The 22,313-nt window shown below is 62.4% G+C and carries 18 protein-coding genes; 13 read left to right on the top strand and 5 right to left on the bottom strand.

Features of this window, described 5'->3' with window-relative positions; translation table 11 throughout:
* Positions 1 to 129 precede the first annotated feature (129 nt).
* Positions 130 to 618: a hypothetical protein gene (locus AC1PUL_RS01665; protein WP_480466314.1), complete on the top strand. Its 489-nt coding sequence runs from the start codon at positions 130 to 132 to the stop codon at positions 616 to 618.
* 39 nt (positions 619 to 657) lie between these two features.
* Here AC1PUL_RS01665 and AC1PUL_RS01660 read toward each other — a convergent pair whose 3' ends face one another.
* Complete coding sequence (locus AC1PUL_RS01660; RefSeq protein ID WP_480466313.1) at positions 658 to 2,493, bottom strand: ABC transporter ATP-binding protein; 1,836 nt, start codon at positions 2,491 to 2,493, stop codon at positions 658 to 660.
* Positions 2,494 to 2,537: 44 nt separating this feature from the next.
* Complete coding sequence (locus AC1PUL_RS01655; RefSeq protein WP_480466312.1) at positions 2,538 to 3,701, bottom strand: M20 aminoacylase family protein; 1,164 nt, start codon at positions 3,699 to 3,701, stop codon at positions 2,538 to 2,540.
* A gap of 323 nt (positions 3,702 to 4,024) precedes the next feature.
* Here AC1PUL_RS01655 and AC1PUL_RS01650 point away from each other — a divergent pair, with 323 nt between their 5' ends.
* The 3 genes from AC1PUL_RS01650 to AC1PUL_RS01640 all read left to right on the top strand — a co-directional run bounded on the left by AC1PUL_RS01650 (position 4,025) and on the right by AC1PUL_RS01640 (position 7,751).
* Positions 4,025 to 5,731 (top strand): peptide ABC transporter substrate-binding protein, encoded by a 1,707-nt coding sequence (locus AC1PUL_RS01650; protein ID WP_480466311.1) that lies wholly within the window; start codon positions 4,025 to 4,027, stop codon positions 5,729 to 5,731.
* 78 nt (positions 5,732 to 5,809) lie between these two features.
* Positions 5,810 to 6,820 carry an ABC transporter permease gene (locus tag AC1PUL_RS01645; protein WP_480466310.1) on the top strand — a complete coding sequence of 337 codons (1,011 nt, stop codon included), beginning with the start codon at positions 5,810 to 5,812 and terminating at the stop codon, positions 6,818 to 6,820.
* A complete protein-coding gene (locus AC1PUL_RS01640) occupies positions 6,813 to 7,751 on the top strand; it encodes an ABC transporter permease (protein ID WP_480466309.1) in 939 nt (312 codons plus the stop codon). Before AC1PUL_RS01645 ends, AC1PUL_RS01640 begins: the two co-directional genes overlap by 8 nt.
* 22 nt (positions 7,752 to 7,773) lie before the next feature.
* Here AC1PUL_RS01640 and AC1PUL_RS01635 read toward each other — a convergent pair whose 3' ends face one another.
* Positions 7,774 to 8,475, bottom strand: coding sequence for a phosphatase PAP2 family protein (locus AC1PUL_RS01635; protein WP_480466308.1), 702 nt, complete (start codon positions 8,473 to 8,475; stop codon positions 7,774 to 7,776).
* Between the two features lie 433 nt (positions 8,476 to 8,908).
* On the opposite strand from AC1PUL_RS01635, the gene AC1PUL_RS01630 reads away from it, so the two are divergent.
* The 4 genes from AC1PUL_RS01630 (at position 8,909) to AC1PUL_RS01615 (ending at position 14,090) form a co-directional block, all read left to right on the top strand.
* On the top strand, positions 8,909 to 9,907 hold the full coding sequence (locus AC1PUL_RS01630) for a P1 family peptidase (protein ID WP_480466307.1): 999 nt from the start codon (positions 8,909 to 8,911) through the stop codon (positions 9,905 to 9,907).
* Positions 9,908 to 10,276: 369 nt separating this feature from the next.
* Positions 10,277 to 11,641, top strand: coding sequence for a bifunctional enoyl-CoA hydratase/phosphate acetyltransferase (locus tag AC1PUL_RS01625; protein WP_480466306.1), 1,365 nt, complete (start codon positions 10,277 to 10,279; stop codon positions 11,639 to 11,641).
* Entirely contained in the window at positions 11,638 to 12,813 is a 1,176-nt protein-coding gene (locus tag AC1PUL_RS01620) for an acetate/propionate family kinase (protein WP_480466305.1), read from the top strand. Before AC1PUL_RS01625 ends, AC1PUL_RS01620 begins: the two co-directional genes overlap by 4 nt.
* An 83-nt stretch (positions 12,814 to 12,896) precedes the next feature.
* Positions 12,897 to 14,090 (top strand): alpha-D-ribose 1-methylphosphonate 5-triphosphate diphosphatase, encoded by a 1,194-nt coding sequence (locus AC1PUL_RS01615; RefSeq protein ID WP_480466303.1) that lies wholly within the window; start codon positions 12,897 to 12,899, stop codon positions 14,088 to 14,090.
* A gap of 18 nt (positions 14,091 to 14,108) precedes the next feature.
* On the opposite strand, the gene AC1PUL_RS01610 is transcribed toward AC1PUL_RS01615, so the two are convergent.
* Together AC1PUL_RS01610 and AC1PUL_RS01605 are read right to left on the bottom strand one after the other, a co-directional pair.
* Complete coding sequence (locus AC1PUL_RS01610; RefSeq protein ID WP_480466302.1) at positions 14,109 to 15,161, bottom strand: dipeptidase; 1,053 nt, start codon at positions 15,159 to 15,161, stop codon at positions 14,109 to 14,111.
* Between the two features lie 133 nt (positions 15,162 to 15,294).
* Positions 15,295 to 16,719 (bottom strand): amidase, encoded by a 1,425-nt coding sequence (locus AC1PUL_RS01605; protein ID WP_480466301.1) that lies wholly within the window; start codon positions 16,717 to 16,719, stop codon positions 15,295 to 15,297.
* A 433-nt stretch (positions 16,720 to 17,152) separates the two neighbouring features.
* Between AC1PUL_RS01605 and AC1PUL_RS01600 the strand changes: the two genes are divergently transcribed.
* From AC1PUL_RS01600 to AC1PUL_RS01580, 5 genes are all read left to right on the top strand, one after another.
* Positions 17,153 to 18,253 carry an ABC transporter ATP-binding protein gene (locus tag AC1PUL_RS01600; protein WP_480466300.1) on the top strand — a complete coding sequence of 367 codons (1,101 nt, stop codon included), beginning with the start codon at positions 17,153 to 17,155 and terminating at the stop codon, positions 18,251 to 18,253.
* A gap of 2 nt (positions 18,254 to 18,255) precedes the next feature.
* Positions 18,256 to 19,179 carry an ABC transporter permease gene (locus AC1PUL_RS01595; protein ID WP_480466299.1) on the top strand — a complete coding sequence of 308 codons (924 nt, stop codon included), beginning with the start codon at positions 18,256 to 18,258 and terminating at the stop codon, positions 19,177 to 19,179.
* Entirely contained in the window at positions 19,172 to 19,981 is an 810-nt protein-coding gene (locus AC1PUL_RS01590) for an ABC transporter permease (protein ID WP_480466298.1), read from the top strand. Before AC1PUL_RS01595 ends, AC1PUL_RS01590 begins: the two co-directional genes overlap by 8 nt.
* 31 nt (positions 19,982 to 20,012) lie before the next feature.
* Positions 20,013 to 21,047, top strand: a complete 1,035-nt coding sequence (locus AC1PUL_RS01585; RefSeq protein WP_480468456.1) for an ABC transporter substrate-binding protein — start codon at positions 20,013 to 20,015, stop codon at positions 21,045 to 21,047.
* Positions 21,048 to 21,114: 67 nt separating this feature from the next.
* Positions 21,115 to 22,296, top strand: coding sequence for a serine hydrolase domain-containing protein (locus AC1PUL_RS01580; protein ID WP_480468454.1), 1,182 nt, complete (start codon positions 21,115 to 21,117; stop codon positions 22,294 to 22,296).
* Positions 22,297 to 22,313: the final 17 nt, after the last annotated feature.

Here is a 22,313-nt window from a genome sequence, read left to right as displayed (position 1 = left end):
CTGAGGTTAGTGCTGCATGCCTAACCGAAGCAAGCGGCAAGACCATGGCAATCGCCCCGACCGTTGCCTTTCTTGCAGCCGACCTTATGTTCCTGGCATGAAACCAGTTTTTGAGACCGAACGGCCGTGATGCCGTTTATCATCACCGCAGCGATCACCCTGCTGCTGATAGAGCTTTTCCTTCGCCGCCGGCCCTGGGCGATCGCGCTTGCGGCCGGGACGGCTGTCATTGCAACCGCCGTCTGGCTGTTCAGCGATTATCAGTCGCGCAGCCAGACCAATGCTGCAGCAGCGGTCATGGTAACGGTCGGCACCGATGCCGCGACCTGCGTGGACCCGGCCCTTCCTGTCGCCGCGACCCTCACCAACAATTCGGGCACATCGGTCAACCGTCTGGCCTTCGAGCTCTACGGGCGAGAGCCGGGGCGCAGCAAGATCCTCTATCGCGGCACGCTTCGCCATGACCAGGCCCTCGCAGCGGGTGACACCATCACGCGGTGCTATCCGCTTTTGATCCACGGCTTCGCCCATCCGCGACCGCAGATCATCGATGCGACGAAATACGAGTGGACGACGCATGTCTCATTTGTCGGCTTTGGCGAAGCCCCACCGGAATGAAACCTCCGCCTGGGGCGTAAGCCTTGCAATGGCACGGCCTCAGACCTGAACGAGGTGCCCCTCGCCCACTTCGCGATAATGGCGCACCGGCGGTTGGAAGCCCACAGGGCGGATCGGGCTCTTGATCTCGTCAGTCGACAGATTGCGCTTCAACTTCCGCCGCGCCGGATCCGGTACCGGCACCGCCGCCATCAGCTTTTTGGTGTAGGGATGCTGCGGATTGTCGAAAACGGCCTGACGCGGCCCGATCTCGACGATCTCGCCGAGATACATGACCGCCACCCTGTGGCTGACCCGTTCAACGACCGCCATGTCATGGCTGATGAACAGATAGGCGAGATTGAAGCTCTGCTGCAGATCGAGCAGCAGATTGCAGACCTGAGCCTTGATCGAGACGTCGAGTGCCGACACCGCCTCGTCCGCCACGATGATCTTGGGATCAAGGATGAGCGAGCGGGCAATCGCGATGCGCTGGCGCTGACCACCGGAGAATTCATGCGGGTAGCGCGGCATCATATCGGCGGACAGGCCGACGCGTTCGAGCAGGTCGGCAGCCTTTTCGCGTGCCTCAGCCTTCGAGCCGAGCTTGTGCTCGATGAAGGGCTCCATCACCGCCTGGCCGATGCTCATGCGCGGATCAAGGCTGGCGAAGGGATCCTGGAACACCATCTGGATGCTCCGGCGCATGCGGCGCAGTGATTCCTCGTCCAATCGCCCCACATCATAGCCATCGACATTGATCTGCCCTGAGGTCGGCTGCACGAGGCGGGTGATCGAACGCCCGGTCGTCGATTTGCCGCAACCGGATTCGCCGACCAGCGACAGCGTCTCGCCAGGCTTCAGGGTGAAGGAGACGTTTTCCACAGCATGCACGGCACCGCTTTTGCGCCCGAACAGGCCGGAGCGGATGTCAAATCGCGTCGTGAGATTCTTCACTTCGAGCAGCGGCTGGCTGGCCTTCTCCGGAATGCCGGCCTCGGCCTCCGGCACCAGCGTCGCCCCCGTCTTTATGTCGATCACCGGAAAGCGCATCGGCCGTTCGCGCCCGCCCATGGATCCGAGCTTTGGCACGGCGGACAGCAGCGCGCGTGTGTAGGGATGCTGGCCGCGATTGAAGATGTCGTCGGTGGTCCCGGTCTCGACCGCCTCGCCACGGAACATCACGATGGTCCGATCGGATACTTCTGCGACAACGCCCATGTCGTGGGTGATGAAGAGCACGGCCATGCCCTCCTCGTCCTGCAGCGTCTTGATCAGATCGAGAATCTGGCCCTGGATCGTCACATCGAGCGCCGTCGTCGGCTCGTCGGCGATCAGGAGCTTTGGCTTCGAGGCCAGTGCCATGGCGATCATCACGCGCTGGCGCATGCCGCCGGAGAATTGGTGTGGATATTCGTCGAACCGGTTCTTCGCATTCGGAATGCGCACCCGGTCGAGCAGTCGCAACACCTCCGTCTTCGCCTCCGCAGCCGAGATGTCGCGGTGGCAGGTGATGGCTTCGGCGATCTGCTTGCCGATCGGAAAGATCGGATTGAGCGAGGTCATCGGCTCCTGGAAGATCATCGAGATCTGGTTACCGCGCACCTGCCGCATCTGCTCGGCATCCAGCGTCAGCAATTCGCGTCCCTCGAGCTTGACGCTGCCTTCGATCCGGCTCGTCAGCTGCGGCAAAAGCCGCATGATCGAAAGCGAGGTGACACTCTTTCCCGAGCCCGATTCGCCGACGATCGCAACCGTCTCGCCCGGCGCGACATCGAGATCCATGTTGCGCACCACGGAACGCCATTCGGTTCCCACCCGGAAAGATGTCGTCAGCCCGCGCACCGACAATACCGGCGTCGCGCCCGTTTCTGTGCCCAGTTCCACCGCAGCCATATCCCGTTCCCCTTTTTTTGTCTGTTCGAGATGTGGTTGTTCGTTCAGGCGGCCAGCGCCGTTTCGGCGAGCGTCACCCAATAGCTGATGCCATAGGGAATAACCTCGTCATTGAAGTCATAGGCCGAATTGTGCAGGTTCGCGGTATCGCCATTGCCGATGAAGACAAACGAGCCGGGGCGCGATTCGAGCATATAGGAGAAATCCTCCGCGCCCATGGTCGGCGGGAAGGCATCGCTGACGGCGTGATCGCCGGCAACCTTGCGCATGATGTCGATGGCGAAATCGGTTTCAGACGCATGATTGAAGGTGACGGGATAGCCGCGATGATAGCGCAGCGTCGCCTTTGCCCCCATGGCCATGGCAACGCCGCTCGCGATCTCGCCGATACGGGTCTCGGCCATCTGCCGCATTTCCGGCAGAAGCGTGCGCACGGTACCGGAGAGCTTCACCATGTCCGGAATGACATTATAGGCGTCACCGCCATGGATCTTGGTGACCGTAATGACGACCGAGCTCAACGGATCGGCCTCGCGCGATGCGATCGACTGCAGGGCGACCACGACCTGGGAGGCCGCCAGCACCGGATCGACGCTCTTGTGCGGTTGCGCCGCATGGCCGCTGCGGCCTTCGATCTCGATGTCGAACTGGTCGGCGGCGGCCATGATCGAGCCCCGGCGCGTGGCAAAGGTGCCGACCGCCATGCCGGGGTGATTGTGCATGCCATAGACCTGCTTGATGCCGAAATTCTCCATCATGCCGTCGGCGACCATCTCGCGTGCGCCACCGCCGCCTTCCTCCGCCGGCTGGAAGATCACCGCGATAGAGCCACGGAAATTGCGGGTTTCGGCAAGATACTTGGCAGCTCCCAGCAGCATGGCGGTGTGACCGTCATGGCCGCAGGCATGCATCTTGCCAGGCATCTTGGAGGCCCAGGGCTTGCCGGACATTTCATGAATGGGCAGCGCATCCATGTCGGCGCGGAAGCCGACGACCGGTCCGTCACCGCGATTGCCCTTGATGATTCCGACCACACCCGTCCGGCCGATCCCCGTCTTCACCACGTCGCAGCCGAACTCCTTCAGCTTCTCGGTCACGAAGGCTGCGGTGCCATGCACATCAAACAGCAGTTCCGGATTCTGGTGGAGATGACGGCGCCATTCAGCGACTTCTGGCTGAAGTTCGCTGGCGCGGTTGAGCACTGGCATGGAATGACCCTCTTTTTGTCGTTGTTCCCCGCAGGATTTCGCGCATACTGTGCAGCGATGGACAGCTTTGGCAAGCCGCAAAATTCCGTCTTGCATGGAAAATAGGCTTGTGCTTACATGGCCTAAATTTTAGCCAACCCGACAGTTAGCAGCGCTGTCCGGGCACGCCCATGGCGACTCACAATTCAAACCAGATTGAAAATTTTTCCTGCGATACCAAAAAGATAGGTGGTTGACATTTGACGAATGGGCTGGCCACATCGCTGGCCGGCAGATCGGGTCACCATCGCGCCTGCAAACAAGAATAAATGGGGAATAGACACATGAACACTCGTAAACTGATGCTGGCCGCGTCTGCAGCCGCTTTCGCGCTGACGGCAGCGCCGGCCATGGCCGAACGCGGCACCGATGGCGACCTGAAGATCATCTTCTGGCAGGCCGTTTCGACGATGAACCCGTATCTGTCCGGGGGCACCAAGGAAGTTTATGCAGCCTCGATGGTCATCGAGCCGCTGGCGCGCTACGACGAAACCGGCGCACTGGTGCCGATGCTCGCTGCCGAAATTCCGACCGTTGAAAATGGCGGCGTTGCAGCAGATCTCAAGAGCATCACCTGGAAGCTGAAGCCCGACCTCAAGTGGTCCGACGGCACGGCTGTCACTGCCGAAGACGCCATCTTCACATGGAAATACTGCACCGCGCCGGACGGCGGTTGCGCCCAGGGCGCCTACTTCGAAGGCGTGACCAATGTCGAGGCTGTTGATGCCTCCACCATCAAGGTCTCCTTCGCCGATGCGAAGCCCTATCCGTACAGCGCCTTTGTCGGCGCCCAGTCGCCGCTGATCCAGGCTGCCCAGTTCAAGGATTGCCTTGGCGCCAAGGCACCGGAATGCACCGCCGCAAACTTCGGCCCGATCGGCACAGGCCCCTTCGTCGTCAACGAGTTCAAGCCGAACGACGTCGTGACCTTCACCGCCAACCCGAACTACCGCGACCCGGCCAAGCCGGCCTTCGCCTCCGTTACCCTGAAGGGTGGTGGTGACGCCGCTTCCGCTGCGCGCTCGGTTCTGGAAACCGGCGAATTCGACTACGCCTGGAACATGCAGGTCGAGCCGGAAATCCTGGCTCAGATGCTGGCAGCAGGCAAAGGCAAGATCGAAGTTGCCTTCGGTACCCAGGTCGAGCGTATCGACATCAACCCCTTCGCCGTCGATCCGTCGCTCGGCGACAAGCGTTCGACCAAGGAAGCCGGTCCGCATCCGGCACTGTCCGATCCGGCCGTCCGCCGCGCTTTGTCGATCTCCATCGACCGCGACATCCTGGTTGAAGCCGGCTACGGCGCCAATGGTCGCCCGACCTGCAACATTCTGCCCGCGCCAGATATCTACGTCTCCAAAAATGTCGACTGGTGCCTGAAGCAGGACATCGAGGGCGCCAACAAGCTGCTCGAAGATGCCGGCTGGAAGATGGGATCCGACGGCATCCGCGAAAAGGACGGCGTCAAGCTCTCCTTCCTCTACCAGACCTCGACCAACTCGGTTCGTCAGGGCACCCAGGCGCTCGTCAAGGATTGGTGGAGCCAGATCGGCGTGGCCGCCGAACTGCGCAATGTCTCGGCTTCCGTCTTCTTCGGCGGTGACCCGGCTTCCCCGGACACCTTCCAGAAGTTCTATGCCGACGTGCAGATGTACACCAACAACTTCGACGGCACCGACCCGGAGAAGTACATGGCAAGCTGGATGTGCGACAAGATCCCGGGCCCGGCCACTGGCTGGCAGGGTGAAAACATCGTCCGCTACTGCAACCCGGCCTATGACGAACTGGTCAAGAAGCTCGGCACCACGTCCAATCTCGAAGAGCGTGCTGCAATCTCCATCCAGCTGAACGACATGCTCTCCAACGATGTCGCCCAGATCCCGCTCATCCATCGTGGTCAGCCCTCGGCTGTCAACAACACACTGCTCGGCGTGAAGATGAACGCCTGGGATTCGGAACTCTGGAACGTCGCCGACTGGTCGCGCGCTAAGTAATGCCAAACACGCCGGGCCTGCCTCTTTCGGCAGGCCCGGCGTTTGCATTTTTTCTGCCGACAGCCTGGAGACCAGCCGATGTTCACCTTCACCGTTCGGCGACTGCTGTTCGCAGTCCCGACGCTACTGGCCATCAGTTTCATTATTTTTGCCTTGCTCGATCTCGCTCCGAGCGATCCCTTGAGCGACCTGCCGCTGACCATCCCACCGGAAGTGCGCGAGCAGATCCGCCTGGCCATGGGCCTCGATCAGCCCTTCATCATCCGCTATTTCAAATGGCTGCAGCAGTTCTTTATCAATGAACCGCTGAACATCTTCGAACAGATCACCGGCATCACCGTCGGCTCCGGCGAGCGCATGCGCGTTCTCTCCTGGGCCACCCGCAGCCCCGTGGTTGACCTGATCGTCCAGCGCCTGCCGCAGACGCTCTGGGTCGTCGGCCTCTCCTATCTCTTCGGCGTGTTGATCGCGATCCCGATCGGCGTCATCTCCGCCTATCGCCAGTATTCCTGGTTCGACCAGATCGGCACCTTCATCTCGATGGTCGGCTATTCCGTCCCGACCTTCTTCACCGGCGTCCTGCTGATCGTCATCTTCTCGTCCTACCTGCAGTGGTTCCCGTCGATCTACGACACCACGCTGGTGGTCAACAGCTGGGACAGCTTCGTGCTTCAGGTGAAGCAGATGTTCCTGCCAGTGCTGGTGTTGACCCTCTTCAACGTCTCGCAGATCAGCCGCTTCGTGCGTGCCTCCATGCTCGACAACCTCAACATGGATTATGTCCGCACGGCGCGTGCCAAGGGTGTGAAGGAAAAGGTCGTGCTGCTCGTGCATGTGCTGCGCAACAGCCTGATCCCGGTCGTCACCGTGATCGCGCTTGGCGTGCCCACGATCTTCTCCGGCGCCATCATCACCGAACAGGTTTTCCGCGTGAATGGTCTGGGGCAACTGCTGATCACCGCGATCCAGGGCGCTGACATCCCGCTCGTCCAGACCCTGACCTTCATCTTCGCCTTCCTGATCGTGCTCTTCAACCTGATTGCCGACGTTCTCTACGGCATACTCGATCCGAGGATCCGCTATGAGTGATGCCGCAGTCGCAACCACGGGCGCGCCCGCGCCCACCCCGCAGACGAGACCGCAGAGCGGCAGCTTCTGGCCGATGCTCTGGCGTCAGTTCCGCGCCCACAAGGGCGGCGTCGCCGGCCTCATCGTCTTCACCTTCATCGTGCTGGCCGTCTTCATCGGGCCCTTCATCCACACGATCGACCCGAACAAGATCGACATTCGCGCCAAGAACCAGGGCATGTCCTGGGAGCATCCCTTCGGCACCGACAATCTCGGCAAGGACATGCTGGCCCAGGTGCTCGCCGGCGGGCAGATCTCGCTCGCCGTCGGCATGGCCGCCATGCTTCTGGCCCTCGTTGTCGGAACGCTCGTCGGCGTGCTCGCGGGCTATTCCCGCAAGCTCGACGGCCCGCTGATGCGCATGACGGACCTCTTCCTCGCGCTACCGCTCCTGCCGCTGCTGCTTGTCATCATCATGCTCTTCCGCGACACGCTGCGTCAGGCCTTCGGACCGGAAACCGGCATCTTCATCCTGATCGTCTTCGTCATCGGCATCACCAGCTGGATGCACACGGCCCGCATTGTCAGAGGCGACGTGCTGGCGATCAAGAGCCAGGAATTCATCCTGGCGGCGAAGTCGAGCGGCATGCGCGAACACCGCATCATCAGCAAGCACATCCTGCCGAACGTCATGTCCTCGATCATGGTCTCGGCAACACTCGGCATCGCCACCGCCATCATCACCGAATCCGCGCTGTCCTTCCTGGGCCTGGGCTTCCCGCCCGACTTCCCCACCTGGGGCCGCCTGCTCTTCGACGGCGCCAATTTCCTGCAGATCAACCCCTCCCGCGTCATCTGGCCGGGCCTGGCGATCTCGCTGACGGTGTTGAGCGTGAACTATATCGGCGATGCCATCCGCGATGCGCTGGATCCGAAGGCGTTGAAGCATTGATGGCTGAAATCAAGTGGGCGCATCAGCGCCCACTTGGCCTGCCCAACACCCACCGCGCCACAAACCAGCTCCCACAGGCCCAGACCGTGCCCGCGGCCCAGCCGCCGAGCACATCGGTCGGATAATGCACGCCGAGATAGATGCGGCTGAGCCCGATCAGAAGCGTCAGCACGACGGCGACCAGCGGGAAGAAAGTGCGCAGCGACGGCTTTTCCTCGATGCGTGACAGCATGGCGCCGAGTGTCAGATAGGTGATCGCCGACAGCATGGCATGGCCGCTCGGAAAGCTCATGTCGGTGACTTCAACGAGGTGCTGCACCACCTCCGGTCGCGGCCTTGCGATGCCGAGTTTCATGGCGCTGCTCAAAGCCCATCCGCCGAGGATCGAGACGGTGACGAAGGCGGCGGTGCGGAATTTACGGCGCAACGCGAGATAAACGACGACGGATGTCACCAACAGCGTCAGCACGGTCACGCCGCCCAGCGCCGTGATATCGACCATCATCTTGGTGAGCCAGGCAGGCCCGATCGGCAAGGAGGGATCGGCGGGGTCGCGCAACATCAGGAGCACGCCCTCATCGAAGGCCCGCGTCTCCCCCTCCAGCACCTCGCCCGTCAGCTCGAATAGGAAATAGGCGACAAGCGCTGCCACCAAGGCCGTCAGCCAGACGCGCCGTTCCGTGGCCGAGGCAATACGGGCGACATGGTGTTTGAAGCGCTGCATGGGCGGTATCCTGATCGGTGGCGTGGGGTTCACATTGCGTCTGAAGGCAGGCGCGTCAACCGGGTCTGAAAGGACAAATGTGGGCGGTTGGGGGTTGTTCCATCTCAAGGGCCTTGCCGCTTGGTACCCCCTCTGTCCTGCCGGACATCTCCCCCTCAAGGGGGGAGATCGACGCGGGGCCGACCTTTGCCAACCTTAAGGGAAGCAATCCGCGACTAGCCCTTCGAGATTGCGCTCCTCAAATCAAGGAGGGCAAGTGGTAAAACGGGAGATCGCCGCGCGCCAATCTCCCCCCTTGAGGGGGAGATGTCCGGCAGGACAGAGGGGGGTGCGGCACGGCACAAGCTTTGAGCCGACCAGCATACGCACCAAAACCGTCTTGATCTCATCCCCCACCCCCGCCACTCTCCGCCCACCCACCGGAGACACTCCCATGCCCCACGGCACCCTGAACCTCCTGACCGATATTGACGGCCTCTCGGTCGGCCATGCCACGGACCTGAGCCTCGGCTCCGGCGTGACGGTGATCGTCTTTGACGAACCGGCGACGGCATCCGGCACTGTGCTCGGTGGCGCGCCGGGTGGACGGGACGTGACGCTGCTCGATCCCTCGATGACGGTGCAACAGGTCGATGCCTTCGTGCTCTCGGGCGGCTCGGCCTTCGGGCTGGATGCAGCCGGCGGCGTGCAATCGGGCCTGAGGGCAGCCGGTCGTGGCTTTGCCGTGGGCTCGGTGCGCGTACCGATCGTGCCGCAGGCGATCCTGATGGATCTCTTGAACGGAGGGGACAAGGACTGGGGCATGCATACCCCCTATCGTGATCTCGGTTACGAGGCCTATCAAAACGTTGCCAAGGGCGCTTTTCCCCTCGGCACGGTCGGTGCCGGAACGGGTGCGACGACGGCAAACCTCAAGGGCGGCCTCGGCTCCGCAAGCGCCATCTCCTCGTCGGGCCACACCATCGCAGCCCTCGTCGCCGTCAATGCCATGGGCTCGGTAGTCATCGGCGACGGCCCGCATTTCTGGGCGGCTGCCTTCGAGGAAGGCGAGGAATTTGGCGGCCTCGGCCAACCCACCCATGTCAGCGCCGAAGATCGGGCCATGCGCATCAAGGGCCTGCGGCTGACCGCAACAACAATCGGCGCCGTGGTCACCGATTGCACCTTGTCGAAACCCGAACTGCACCGCCTGTCGATATCAGCCCATGATGGCCTTGCCCGCGCCGTGCTTCCGGCCCACCTGCCGTTCGATGGCGACACGATATTTGCTGCCTCGACGGGAAGACGCGAACGCAGCGGTCAGGCCGACCTCATGGAACTCTGCCATCTGGCAGCGCTGGTGACGGCCCGGGCGATTGCGCGCGGGGTATTCGAGGCTGTGGCGCTGCCCTATGCGGATGCGTTGCCGGCCTGGCGAGACAGGTGGGGGTGATCCTTTCTCCCCCTTGGTGGGGGAGAAAGCGATTTCGATGAATTAGGCGAGCGCAAGCCGCCTAAACATCTGAAATCGCAAGTGAGGGGGTCCGTTCGTCGTGCCACCATCACCGATCCCCTCACCGGGAAAATCTGAAGTTTAGGCGGCTTGCGCTCGCCTAAGCCTTCGATTTTCCATCCTCTCCCACAAGGGGAGAGGCTCCCCCACCCCCCACTTTCGTCAAACCCAGCCTTGACCCAAGTCAAGGACAACGGACCCACCACCGCAGAGATTGCCCTCCAAGCCCGGTCATGCCTTTGACGCAGACCGGCTGCAGAGTGACACGGATCGGGGGAGGACGGTTCGACAATGGAAGACGAAAGCGACATGGAAAGACCAGTCCTCACCAACCGCCTGTTCGACGAGTTGAAGCTCGGCGATGCCGCCAGCATCACCCGCGTGATCGGCCCGGATGACATCGAACTCTTTGCGGCGCTGTCCGGCGACAGCAATCCCGTGCCGCTCGGCCAATCGCTGATCCCGGCCGGCATGATTTCCGCCGTGCTCGACACCCGCCTGCCCGGCCCCGGCACCGTCTATCTCGGTCAGGATCTGGAATTCTGGAAGGAAATCGCGACCGGCGACCGCATCACCGCGACCGTCACCCTGATGAAGAAGGAAAGCGATGGTAATACGCTGATCTTCGACACACGCTGCGTCAATCAGAGGGGCGAGCCGGTCCTCGTTGGCAAGGCCCGGGTCCGCGCGCCGGTCGAGCGCATCAGCTGGTCGGAGAACCTTCCCCCCGATGTCTCCCTGCAGCGTCACGACCGCTTCGACACCATCGTTGCCGAGGCCCGCAGCCTGCCGATGGTCAAGACCGCCCTTGTCCATCCCTGCTCGCCAGAAGCGATCGAAGCGGCCGTGGAGATCCGCGACGAAGGCCTGCTGGAGCCGATCCTGATCGGCCCGGAGGCGAAGATCCGCGCTGCCGCCGAAAAGGCCGGCATATCGATCGACGGCTTCGAGATCTTGAATACCGAACACAGCCATGCGGCAGCGGCGCTTGCCGTCGAGCTGGCAGTCGCCGGCAAGGTCGGCTCTGTCATGAAGGGCAGCCTGCATTCCGACGAACTGCTCGGCGCCGTCGTCGGCAGCGGCTTGGGCCTCAAGACCGAACGCCGCGTCAGCCATGTCTATGTCATGGATGTGCCCGCCTATTCCAAACTGCTGATCGTCACGGATGCGGCGATCAACATCGCGCCGACACTCGAACACAAGCGCGACATCTGCCAGAACGCGGTGGATCTCATGCATATGCTGGGCGTGGCAGAGCCGAAGGTCGCCGTGCTCGCCGCCGTCGAGACCGTCAACGACAAGATGCCGGCCACACTGGAGGCAGCAGCCTTGACCGTCATGGCCGCGCGCGGCCAGATCAAGGGTGCCAAGGTCGACGGCCCGCTTGCCTTCGACAATGCGATCAGCATGGAAGCCGCCCGCACCAAGGGCATCGTCTCACCGGTTGCCGGCGACGCCGATATCCTGCTGGTGCCGGATCTCGAAGCCGGCAACATGCTCGCCAAACAGCTCCTCTATTTCGCCAATGCCGATGCAGCCGGCCTGGTGCTCGGTGCCCGCGTGCCGATCATCCTGACGAGCCGCTCCGACAGTTTGCGCGTCCGCATCGCCTCGGCGGCCCTGGCAAAGCTGGTCGCTGCCAAGCGCGCGGCAGCCCTTGGTGGCAAGGCATGAGTCAGAAGCTGCTGCTGACCTTCAATGCCGGCTCTTCAACGGTGAAGATCGGCATTTTCGCCCGCGAACAATCAAACGCCAGACGCATCGGCAAGGGGGTCATCGATTTCCGCGCCGAACCCTTGACCTTCCATCTGGTCGAGGGACCCCAGGTTTTCGACGTGCCCTTGGTCGCCAGAACCGACGACCTTCTGCATGACGTGCTGGAAGAGGTCTTCGACTGGCTATCCGAACACTACGATCTCGACGCCGTTTCGGCCATCGGCCATCGCGTCGTGCATGGCGGCGATCTCTTTTCCGATGCCGTCAAGGTCGACGAGACGAGTCTGGCCGGCATCGAGAGCCTGGTGACCCTGGCGCCCCTGCACCAGCCGCAGAACCTGCGCCTGATCAGGGCCATCGCCGCGCTGAAACCGGGCCTTGCCCAGACTGCCTCCTTCGACACCGCCTTTCACCGGACCCAGTCCGATACGGTGAGGCGCTTCGCCATCCCGCGCGAATGGTTCGACAAGGGCGTCAAGCGCTACGGCTTTCACGGCCTCTCCTATGCCTATATCGCCGGCGCCCTGAAGACGCTTGAACCGGAGACGGCCGGCGGTCGCGCCGTCGTCGCACATCTCGGCTCCGGCGCCAGCCTCTGTGCGCTCGAACACGGAGTGAGCCGTGACACCTCCATGGGTTTTTCCACCATCGACGGCGTGCCCATGGCGACCCGCTCCGGCGCGATCGATCCCGGCGTGCTCTTCCACCTGATCGACGCGCACAGGATGAGCGTCAAACAGGTCGAGGATATGATCTACAAACAGTCCGGCCTGCTCGGTCTATCGGGCATCAGCGCCGACAGCCGGGTGCTGTTGGAAACGCCGTCGAAAGAGGCCTGCGAGGCGCTCGATGTCTTCACACTCAGGATCGCGGGCGAAGTGGCCCGCCTTGCCGCCTCGCTTGGCGGCTTGGACACGCTGGTCTTCACCGCCGGCATCGGCGAGAACCAGCCGGCAATCCGCCGCTCGGTCATCGAGCGCCTGCGCTTCCTCGGCCTTCTCCTCGACGCTGAAGCGAACGACCGCAACGAAGGGGTGATCTCCCGCGAGGAGAGCCGGGTAAAGATCCGGGTCATCGCCACCGACGAGGAACAGGTGATCGTCGACGACTGCCTGAAACTGCTGTCCTGATCCCATCATTCGCGGGAACTGACACCAAAGCGTCATGAAACGCGCCTAGAGACGCTTCGACGGAAGCGGACGGAGGCTCGGACATGCTGCGACAGACGGATGCGACGGGTGAAGCCCATGAAGCAGCGCGCGGTGAGATCATGATCCTCTCCAATGCCCGGGTCGTGACAACGGGTCATGTGCTGCATGGCTCTGTCGTGGTCGAGGACGGTAAGATCGTCGAAATACACGAAGGCCCGTCACGCCATGCAGAAGCGCTAGACTTCGCCGGCGACTATCTCCTGCCTGGCCTTGTCGACATCCATACCGACCATTTCGAAAAGCACCTCTATCCCCGTGCCCATGTGCGCTGGGATTTCATGCGCGCCGCCTTGGCCCACGATGCCCAGATCATCGGCGGCGGCGTGACGACCGTCTTTGACAGCCTTTGCGTCGGTGCAACCACCGACAATCCGGAGCGTGCCGAGATCCTGAAACCCATGATCGAAGCGCTGGAGCAGGCTCAAAAGTCGGGTATGCTGCGGGCAGAACATCTCGTCCACCTGCGCTGCGAACTGACCGACCCGGTAACCCCGCAACTGACGGCCGACAACATCGACCGTGAAATCGTCCGCGTCATCTCGGTCATGGAGCACCTGCCCGGCATCCGCCAGAGCCGCGACATCGACGCCTATGTCGCAAGAGCCTGCAAGTCGACGGGCGAGAGCCCCGAACTGGTGCGCGAAAAGATCAAGGTGCTGGTGGCCGAAAAGAGCCATATCGCCGCGACGACCCGGCCTGATATCGTGGCGCTAGCCCGCGCGCGCTCCATGCCGCTGATGAGCCACGACGACACCGATATCGCCCATATCGAGGAAGGCGTGGCGGAGGGCGTGTCGATCTCGGAGTTCCCCTGTTCGATGGAGGCGGCGGAAGCCGCTCGCGCGGCTGGCATGCACATCGTCGCCGGCGCACCGAACCTCGTGCGCGGCGGCTCACAATCCGGCAACATCGCCGTGCGTGACCTGCTCGCCGCACGGCTTGTCGATATCCTGGCTTCTGACTATGTGCCGCGCTCGATGCTGGACGCCGCCTTCATGATCGCGGCCGATCCGGGCCTCGACTTCGACCTGCCAAGCGCGGTCGCCATGGTCACCCGCACACCGGCACTCGCCGGCAATCTGCCAGACCGCGGTGCCATCAAGACCGGCCTCAAGGCCGACCTGATCCGTGTCGACCTGCAGGACGGCCATCCCTTCGTCAAATCCGCCTGGCGCTCCGGCCACCGCGTCGCCTGACGCTCAAGACAGCCTGGCTCACTCGTGCCAGGCAGAGGCCAGCACCCGCAGCCAGTTTTCGCGGCAGATCTTGTCGAGGTCATCAGGACCATAACCGCGTTCCTTGAGCCCGGTGATCAGGCGCTGGTTGCCGACGGCATCACCGATGACATTCGGGATCGTCGCACCGTCGAAATCCGAACCCAGCGCCACGCAATCGATGCCCATCCGATCGACGAGATAATCGATATGGCTAATCATCGTCGAAATCGAGGTTTCGGCATCGTCGCGCCCATCCGGCCTCAGCATGGTGACGGCATAGTTGAGGCCGACGAGACCATGGCTCGCCTTGATCGCGTCCATCTGCCGGTCGGTCAGATTGCGGGCGACGGGCGTCAGCGCATGCACATTGGAATGGCTGGCGATCAGCGGCTGGTCGCTCAGACGCTCGACATCCCAGAAACCCTTCTCGGTGATATGGGCGAGATCGATCAGGATGCCGAGCCGGTTGCAGGCCCGGATCAGGTCCTCGCCGGCCTTTGTCAGGCCGGGCCCGGTATCGGGCGAGCTCGGATAGGCAAAGGGCACACCATGGCCGAAGATGTTGTTGCGGCTCCAGACCGGCCCGAGCGAGCGCAGACCTGCAGCATAGAAGACCTCCAGCGTTTCGAGGTCGGCATCGATCGCCTCGCAGCCTTCCATGTGCATCACGGCAGCAAAGACGCCGTCAGCCATGGCATGACGGATCTCAGACGTCGTCCGGCAGAGCCTCCAGCTCCCGTCCTGATCCAGGCGATGGGCGATTGCCGCCATCTGCAGCGCGATATCAAGCGAGGACATGCGCTCCAGCGGCGGATCGAGCGGCGTGGAGTAATGCCCGTTCGCGTCAGGCTCGCGCAGATTGAAGTCATGTGGCGAGGGAATATAGATCGCGCAGAGCCCGCCCGCGAGCCCGCCACGCTTGGCGCGCGGCGCATCGATATGCCCGGCGCTGGTGCCGTTGCGGAATTCGGCCACGGGATTGCGGCCCTCGTTGCGGCTGCGCCAGAGGCGCAGGAGGACGTCATTATGGCCGTCGAAGACTAGGTTCATGGAGAAGATCCAAGCGAGAGACCCGGGCCAAAGCCCGGACGAGAAGAAAGGCGGAACACCGCGACTGTTTCGGAATCGTTGGACCAAATCATTTCGCGCTTCAAGTCGTGCGACCAATTATCCAGCAATCAGGCTAGTCAAGCGGAGGAAGCCGGTCGAGCCAGTCGGTCGCCGCCTCATAGGCAGCCGCAATCGACAGCACCGCCTGATCGGCCCGCGGCTTGCCGATCAGCTGGAAACCGCTCGGAAGACCCTGGGGCGAAAAGCCGGCCGGCAGTGCGGCCACCGGCAGACCCGCCATGCTCGGGCCAATCACCACCTCCATCCATCGGTGGTAGGTGTCCATATGTCTGCCCGCGATTTCGCGCGGCCAGGGAATGTCGGCATCGAAGGGGAAGACCTGCGCTGCGGGTGCAACGAGATAATCATAGGTCTCGAAGACCTTGGCGAGCGCCTGATACCAGGCCGTGCGCACAGCCGAGGCCTCGTACACATCGGCAGCCTGGACACGAAGTCCGGAGCGGACCTCGTAGAGGATCTCAGGCTTGAGCGAACCGCGTCGGCCGGGATCTTCGTAGAAGTCCCGCATGCTGCCGGCGGTGAAATAGCTGCGCAGCGTCGTCCACGCCCACCAGAGGCGTTCCATGTCGAAGTCGATGCGCACGGGCTCGACGGCAAAGCCGAGCTTTTGGAAGACACCGAGCGCCTTCTCGTTCAATTCGAGCACGCCGCGCTCGAAGGGCAGATGGCCGCCGAAGTCGCCGAGCCAGCCGATGCGACCGCCCCTGGCGACGATAGGTGGATCAAGAGCAATCGCAGCACTTTCAAAGGATGAGGGATCGCGAGGATCGAAACCGGACTGCACGTTGAGAAGCGTCACCACGTCCTCGACGGATCGCCCCATCGGCCCCAGCGTCGCGAGCTGGTTGAGATAGGCATCTCTGCCGGGAAGCGTCGGTATGCGCCCGAAGCTCGGGCGGAAGCCGACGACATTGTTGAAGGCCGCAGGATTGCGCAACGAGCCCATCATGTCGCTGCCATCGGCGACCGGGACGAGACGCGCCGCGAGCGCCGCCCCTGCCCCGCCGCTCGATCCGCCGGCGGAACGGGTCAGGTCCCAGGGATTGCGTGTCACCCCGAAGACGGGATTGTAGCTGTGCGAGCCGAAACCCCATTCCGGCGTATTGGTCTTGCCGATGATGATGGCGCCAGCGGCCCTGATACGTTCGACCTGGATGTCATCGAAATCCGGCACATAGTCGTGGAAGAGCGGCGAGCCATAGGTGCAGAGCATGCCCTTGGCCTCGCTCAGATCCTTGATGGCAACCGGCACGCCATGCAGGGCACCGCGCGCGGTCCCTTGCTGCCGCTCCGTATCTTTCGCCCGAGCCTCGGCGATCAGGACGTCGCGGGTTCGCAGACTGACGAGGGCATTGATCTTTGGATTGAAGCGGTCGATCCTGTCGAGAAAGGACACCATGACCTCCTCGACGGAAAAGGCACCGTCATCGAATGCCTTCAGAAGATGGGTCAGGGACAGGGAAGTCGGATCGGACACGCGGGGCTCCGTTACGATGGACGTAGAGGTCGGGCGGATGGCGACGATGGGCCTCGCAACACGAGGCTGTCAAGCACCCGGTCGAGCGCTCAGTGCAGCCCTGCCATGCAGATCCGGAAATCTTTGAAAGCGCCAAAAATTAAAATGGTCAAACGACCAAATTAGAGGCAACATGACACAAAAGAGGATGATGCGGGCCTCGTCGAACCGCACGTCCGATACACGGGAACTTCGGCGAACCAAGGCAAAAACGGACTTTTGCCGCCTGTTGGGCAGAAATCCGGACCTTGCCATAGGGGAGAGATCAGCATGCCCGAAAGCTGGCACGTGACTTGCGTGACACCACTTGCGCCACCCCTGATACGGCAGGTTCTGCCGCACAAGGGGACGAACGAAGCACATCGCGCATAACCCGAACGCCAGGGGGCACGGCTTGAGTTCCGCATCTGACAAGGCAGCCATCGAAATCCGCGGCGTCAGCCGCGTCTACGGAACCGGACCAGACAAGGTCACAGCACTCTACGGGATCTTTCTCAAGATCAGGGAAAACGAGTTCTTCACGCTGCTGGGGCCTTCCGGCTGCGGCAAGACTACGCTCCTGCGCCTGATCGCCGGCTTCGATTTCCCCACCACGGGGGAGATCCTTCTGCATGGCGAGGACATCGCGCCCTTGCCGCCCTTCAAGCGACCGGTCAACACGGTCTTCCAGTCCTACGCGCTTTTCCCGCATATGACGGTTGCCGACAACATCGGCTTTGGCCTGAAAATGCTCGGCAAGCCGAAGGCCGAGATCGAGGCGCGTGTCGCCGAGATGCTGGAACTCGTGCACATGACCAAGATGCGCGACCGGCAGGTGAGCCAGATCTCCGGCGGCCAGCAGCAGCGCGTGGCGCTTGCCCGCGCGCTTGCCCCCAAGCCGAAGGTCCTGCTGCTCGACGAACCACTGTCGGCCCTCGACTACAAGCTGCGCAAGGAAATGCAGATCGAGCTCAAGCGCGTGCAGGCGGAAACCGGCATCACCTTCATCTTCGTCACCCACGACCAGGAAGAGGCGCTCACCATGTCGGACCGCATCGCGGTCATGTCGACGGGAAGCCTGCTCCAGGTCGGGTCGCCTTGGGACATCTACGACCGTCCGGCCGAACGCTTCGTCGCAGACTTCATCGGCGAAACCAACTTCCTCGAAGTCGAAGTCGCCTCGGTCCAGAGCGATCGCGCCACGGTGCGGCTGCGCTCGGGCCGCGAGATCCCCGCCACCTTCCCGGACAAAACCACGCCATCCGGCAAGGTCACCATCGTCATCCGTCCGGAGCATGCGGCCATCGTCGAGCCGACCGATGCGGCGACATTGAGGGGCACGGTCGAAAGCGTCGTCTATCTCGGCACCGACACCACCATCAACGTGCGCCTTGAGGGAGGTTCGCTGTTCAGCGTCCGCCAGCAGAACAGTCGAAGCGGCAGCTGCGGGGTGATCGAAGGCCAGAATGTCGGCATCCTCGTCAGCGACGATGTCGCGCAGATCCTGAGGGACTGACCATGAGCGCGATCAAGACGGCCCCCGAAAATGCCAAATCGCGCGATATCCGAAACCGCTGGTTCCTGAGCCTCCCGGCACTTGCGATCATCTTCGTCGCAGCACTCGGTCCGCTCTTCGTCATGCTGCTCTATTCCTTTCTGGAGAAGGGCGACTATGGCGACGTGAAGTTCGGCACCTTCTCGCTCGAAGGCTGGACCTCGGTCTTCTTCCAGCGCGATATCTTCGACGACACGCTGGGCATCGCCGACGCCCATCTCGCGATCTTCTGGCGCTCCATATCGCTGTCGCTCCAGACGACGCTCTTCACCCTGATCCTGGGCTTTCCGACCGCCTATTTCATCGCAACCCGCCCTCCCCGCACCCGCGAGATCTGGGTCTTCCTGATCACCATTCCCTTCTGGACCAACCTCCTGATCCGCACCTTTGCCATGCAGCAGGTCATCCGCAACGAAGGCATTCTGAACAATCTGCTGATCTGGCTCGGCATCATCGATACCCCCCTGCAGATCATCTATACCGACACGGCCACCCTGCTCGGCATGACCTATGTCTACCTTCCGCTGATGGTACTGCCGCTTTATGCCTCGATCGAAAAGCTCGATTTCCGGCTGGTCGAGGCAGGATATGACCTTTACGCAAACCGTCTGCAGGTGCTCTGGCGCATCGTCATTCCGCTGGTGAAGCCCGGCCTGATCGCCGGCTCCATCCTGGTCTTCATTCCCTCGCTCGGCGCTTACGTTATTCCGCGCGTGCTCGGCGGCGGCAAGAACCTGATGCTGGGCAACCTGATCGAGCTGCAATTCGGCGCCGGGCGCAACTGGCCGCTGGGTGCCGCCATGTCGATCACGCTGATGGCGCTCGTCATGATCGCCCTGCTCTTCTATGTGCGCAACGCCGCAAAGTCGGGGGTGCGTCATGGCTGAACGTCGCTTCGACATCCGCTCGCAACCCGGCTTCGGCCTGATCGCGCTCTTCACCTTCTTCTCGCTCTATCTGCCGATCGCGACGCTGGTCGCCTATTCGTTCAATGCGAATGACTCGCTGTCGAGCTGGGGTGGTTTCTCGCTACGGTGGTTTGCTTCCGCGCTGGAGAACAGTGCGGCCCAGGAAGCAGCCGCACGCTCGGTCGTGATCGCGCTCTGGGCAGCCGGGCTGGCGACGATTGCCGCCACCATGGCGGCGCTGGCCACCACGCGCACCGAGCCCTATCGCGGCCTGACGGCGAAATACGCTGTGATCAACCAGCCGCTGATGATCCCGGAAATCGTCACGGCCGTGGCGCTTCTGATCGTCTTCTCCCGCATCAAGGTCTCGACCGGCTATTCCGGCCTCGGCTACCTGATCCTGGCGCACACGGCCTTCTGCATACCCTTCGCCTATCTGCCCATCCGGGCCAGGCTGGAAAGCATGGATCTGACGCTCGAACGGGCAGCCGCCGATCTCTACGCGACACCCTGGCAGGCCTTCCGCTTCGTGACATTTCCCCTGCTCCGGCCGGCCATCATCGCCGGCTTCATGCTCGCCTTCGTGATTTCGCTGGATGATGTCGTCATCACCGAATTCGTCAAATCCGGCGGGCAGGACACCCTGCCGACCTACATGCTCGGCCAGATCCGCCGGGAGACGACGCCCGAAATCAATGCCATCGCCACGATCTTCCTGGCCGCCTCCACGCTGCTGATCGTGATCTTCTTCTTCATCAACCGGCGCAAGCCGCAAGCATAAAAGCAACCAACAGAGAGGAACGGACATGACCATGAAATGGATGACAACCACGGCCATCGCTGCCATCACGGCGCTGAGCTTCGCGGGTGCGGCTTCCGCCGCGGGCGAGCTCAACATCTACAACTGGGGCGACTATACCAGCCCCGAGCTGATCAAGAAGTTCGAGGAACAGTTCGGCGTCAAAGTGACGATCACCGACTATGACTCCAACGACACGGCACTTGCCAAGGTCCGGGCCGGCGGCCACGGCTTCGACATCGTCGTGCCCTCCGCCAACTACATGCCGATCTGGATCAACGAGGGCCTGCTGCTTGAAGCCCGCCCTGACCAGATGGAGAATTTCAAGCATGTTGACCCGCGCTGGGCCGATGTCGAATGGGATCCGGGCCGCCGCTATTCCGTTCCGTGGCAGTGGGGCGTGACCGGCATCGGCGTCAACACCAAGGTCTATGGCGGCGACATCAACACGTCGGCGATCTTCCTCGATCCGCCGGCAGAACTGGTCGGCAAGCTGAACGTCACGCCCGAAATGAACGACGTGCTCTTCGCCACGATCAAGTATTTCGGTGGCGACTGGTGCACGACGGACAAGGAAGTGTTGATGAAGGTGCGCGACAAGCTGGTCGAGGCCAAGGCGAAGTGGCTCGCCATGGACTACAGCGTCACCGACAAGCTGCCGAACGGCGACTATTCGGGCGTCTACTACTGGAACGGCGCCATCATGCGCTCGCGCCTGCAGAACCCCGACATCAAGTTCGGTTATCCCAAGGAAGGCTTCCCCATCTTCATGGATAGCGTCGTCATCCTGAAGGACGCCAAGAACGTCGATAACGCCAAGGCTTTCATGAACTTCATCATGGCGCCGGAAAACGCCGCGATGATCTCGAACTTCGCCAAATATGCCAATGGCATCAAGGGTTCCGAGCAGTTCATGGATCCCGCCATGCAGGGCGCTCCGGAACTGGTGATCCCGGCGGAGCTGGAAAGTGCCGGCGAATTCCTGCTGAGCTGCGAACCCGATGTGCAGCAGCTCTACACACGCATCTGGACCGAAGTTCAGAAGTAACGCCGATCCAAACCAGAAAGCAGGAACGGGAGGGCCAATGGCCCTCCCGCAGGTGGAGCATATCCTGATGACGACGCAGTTTGCCAAGGCCTATGGGTTCGAAAGGAGCGCCGTGACGCTCGAAAACTGGCGGACGGCGCCGTACAGCCGCTTCAGCTTCGGCCATGTCGAGGAAGTCGTGCCGAGCGCCAGGATTGCTGCTACGGCTGAGTACCCGGAGGGAATGCCCGTCCAATCCGACCTTCTTGGTCAGGCGCTGACAGACGGTCTCGCCGGACAGTCCGATATCGGCGCCTATCTGGACTATGCCCATACCGACGCCTTCGTGCTGATGAAGGCGGGAAAAATCGTCGCCGAACGCTATGCCCCACATGCCGGCATCGACCAGCGCCACATCGTCTTCTCGATCAGCAAGTCGCTGACCGCCCTGGTCATCGCCACGCTTGAGGCCGACGGCCTGATCGATCCGAATGCGCCGGTGACCGATCTCCTGCCGGAAGCCGCCGGCTCCGCCTATGGCGACTGCACCATCCGCGACGTGCTCGACATGCGCGTCAGCCTCGCCTTCGACGAGGCCTATCTCAACACCGATGGCGCCTACGCCCGCTACCGCCGCGCCACGCTCTGGAACCCGGCAGACAAGAGCCAACCGAACGAGACGCTGCTCGCCTTTCTGACAACTTTGAAGAAGGACGCCCATCCCCATGGCGGCGCCCACTTTTACGCTTCACCGAATTCTGACCTTCTCGGCATCCTGATCGAACGCGCCACCGGCGAGCGCTACGCAGATGTCCTTTCCGACCGCCTCTGGAAGCCGCTCGGCGCGAAGAACCATGCCAGCGTCACCGTCGATGCCGAAGGCACGGCGCGGGCGGCAGGCGGCATCTCGGTGACTGCCCGCGACCTCGCCCGCGTCGGCGAAATGCTGCGCAACGGTGGCAGCGTCGACGGAAAACGCCTCATCCCCGAAGCCTGGCTGACCGACATGCTGACGGCAGGCGACCACCAGGCCTGGGTTGACGGCAAGTCCAATTTCTTCCCCAAGGGTCGCTACCGCAGCCAGTGGTACCAGTCCGGTGAACAGGATGGAGCCTTCTGCGCCATCGGCATCCACGGCCAGTGGCTCTATGTCGACCCATCGACCGAGACCGTCATCGTCAAGCTCTCCTCCCAGCCCAATCCGCTGGACGACGAGCTGAAACACGACAATTTCGCCTTCTTCCGCGCGCTCAGCACGTGGACCGTATGAGATCAAAGGACTCCGTC

The sequence above is a fragment of the Rhizobium sp. P43 genome (genome assembly GCF_056730705.1).
The sequence above is the reverse complement of the archived record's forward strand: the minus strand, read 5'-3'. Positions and strand labels throughout refer to the sequence as shown.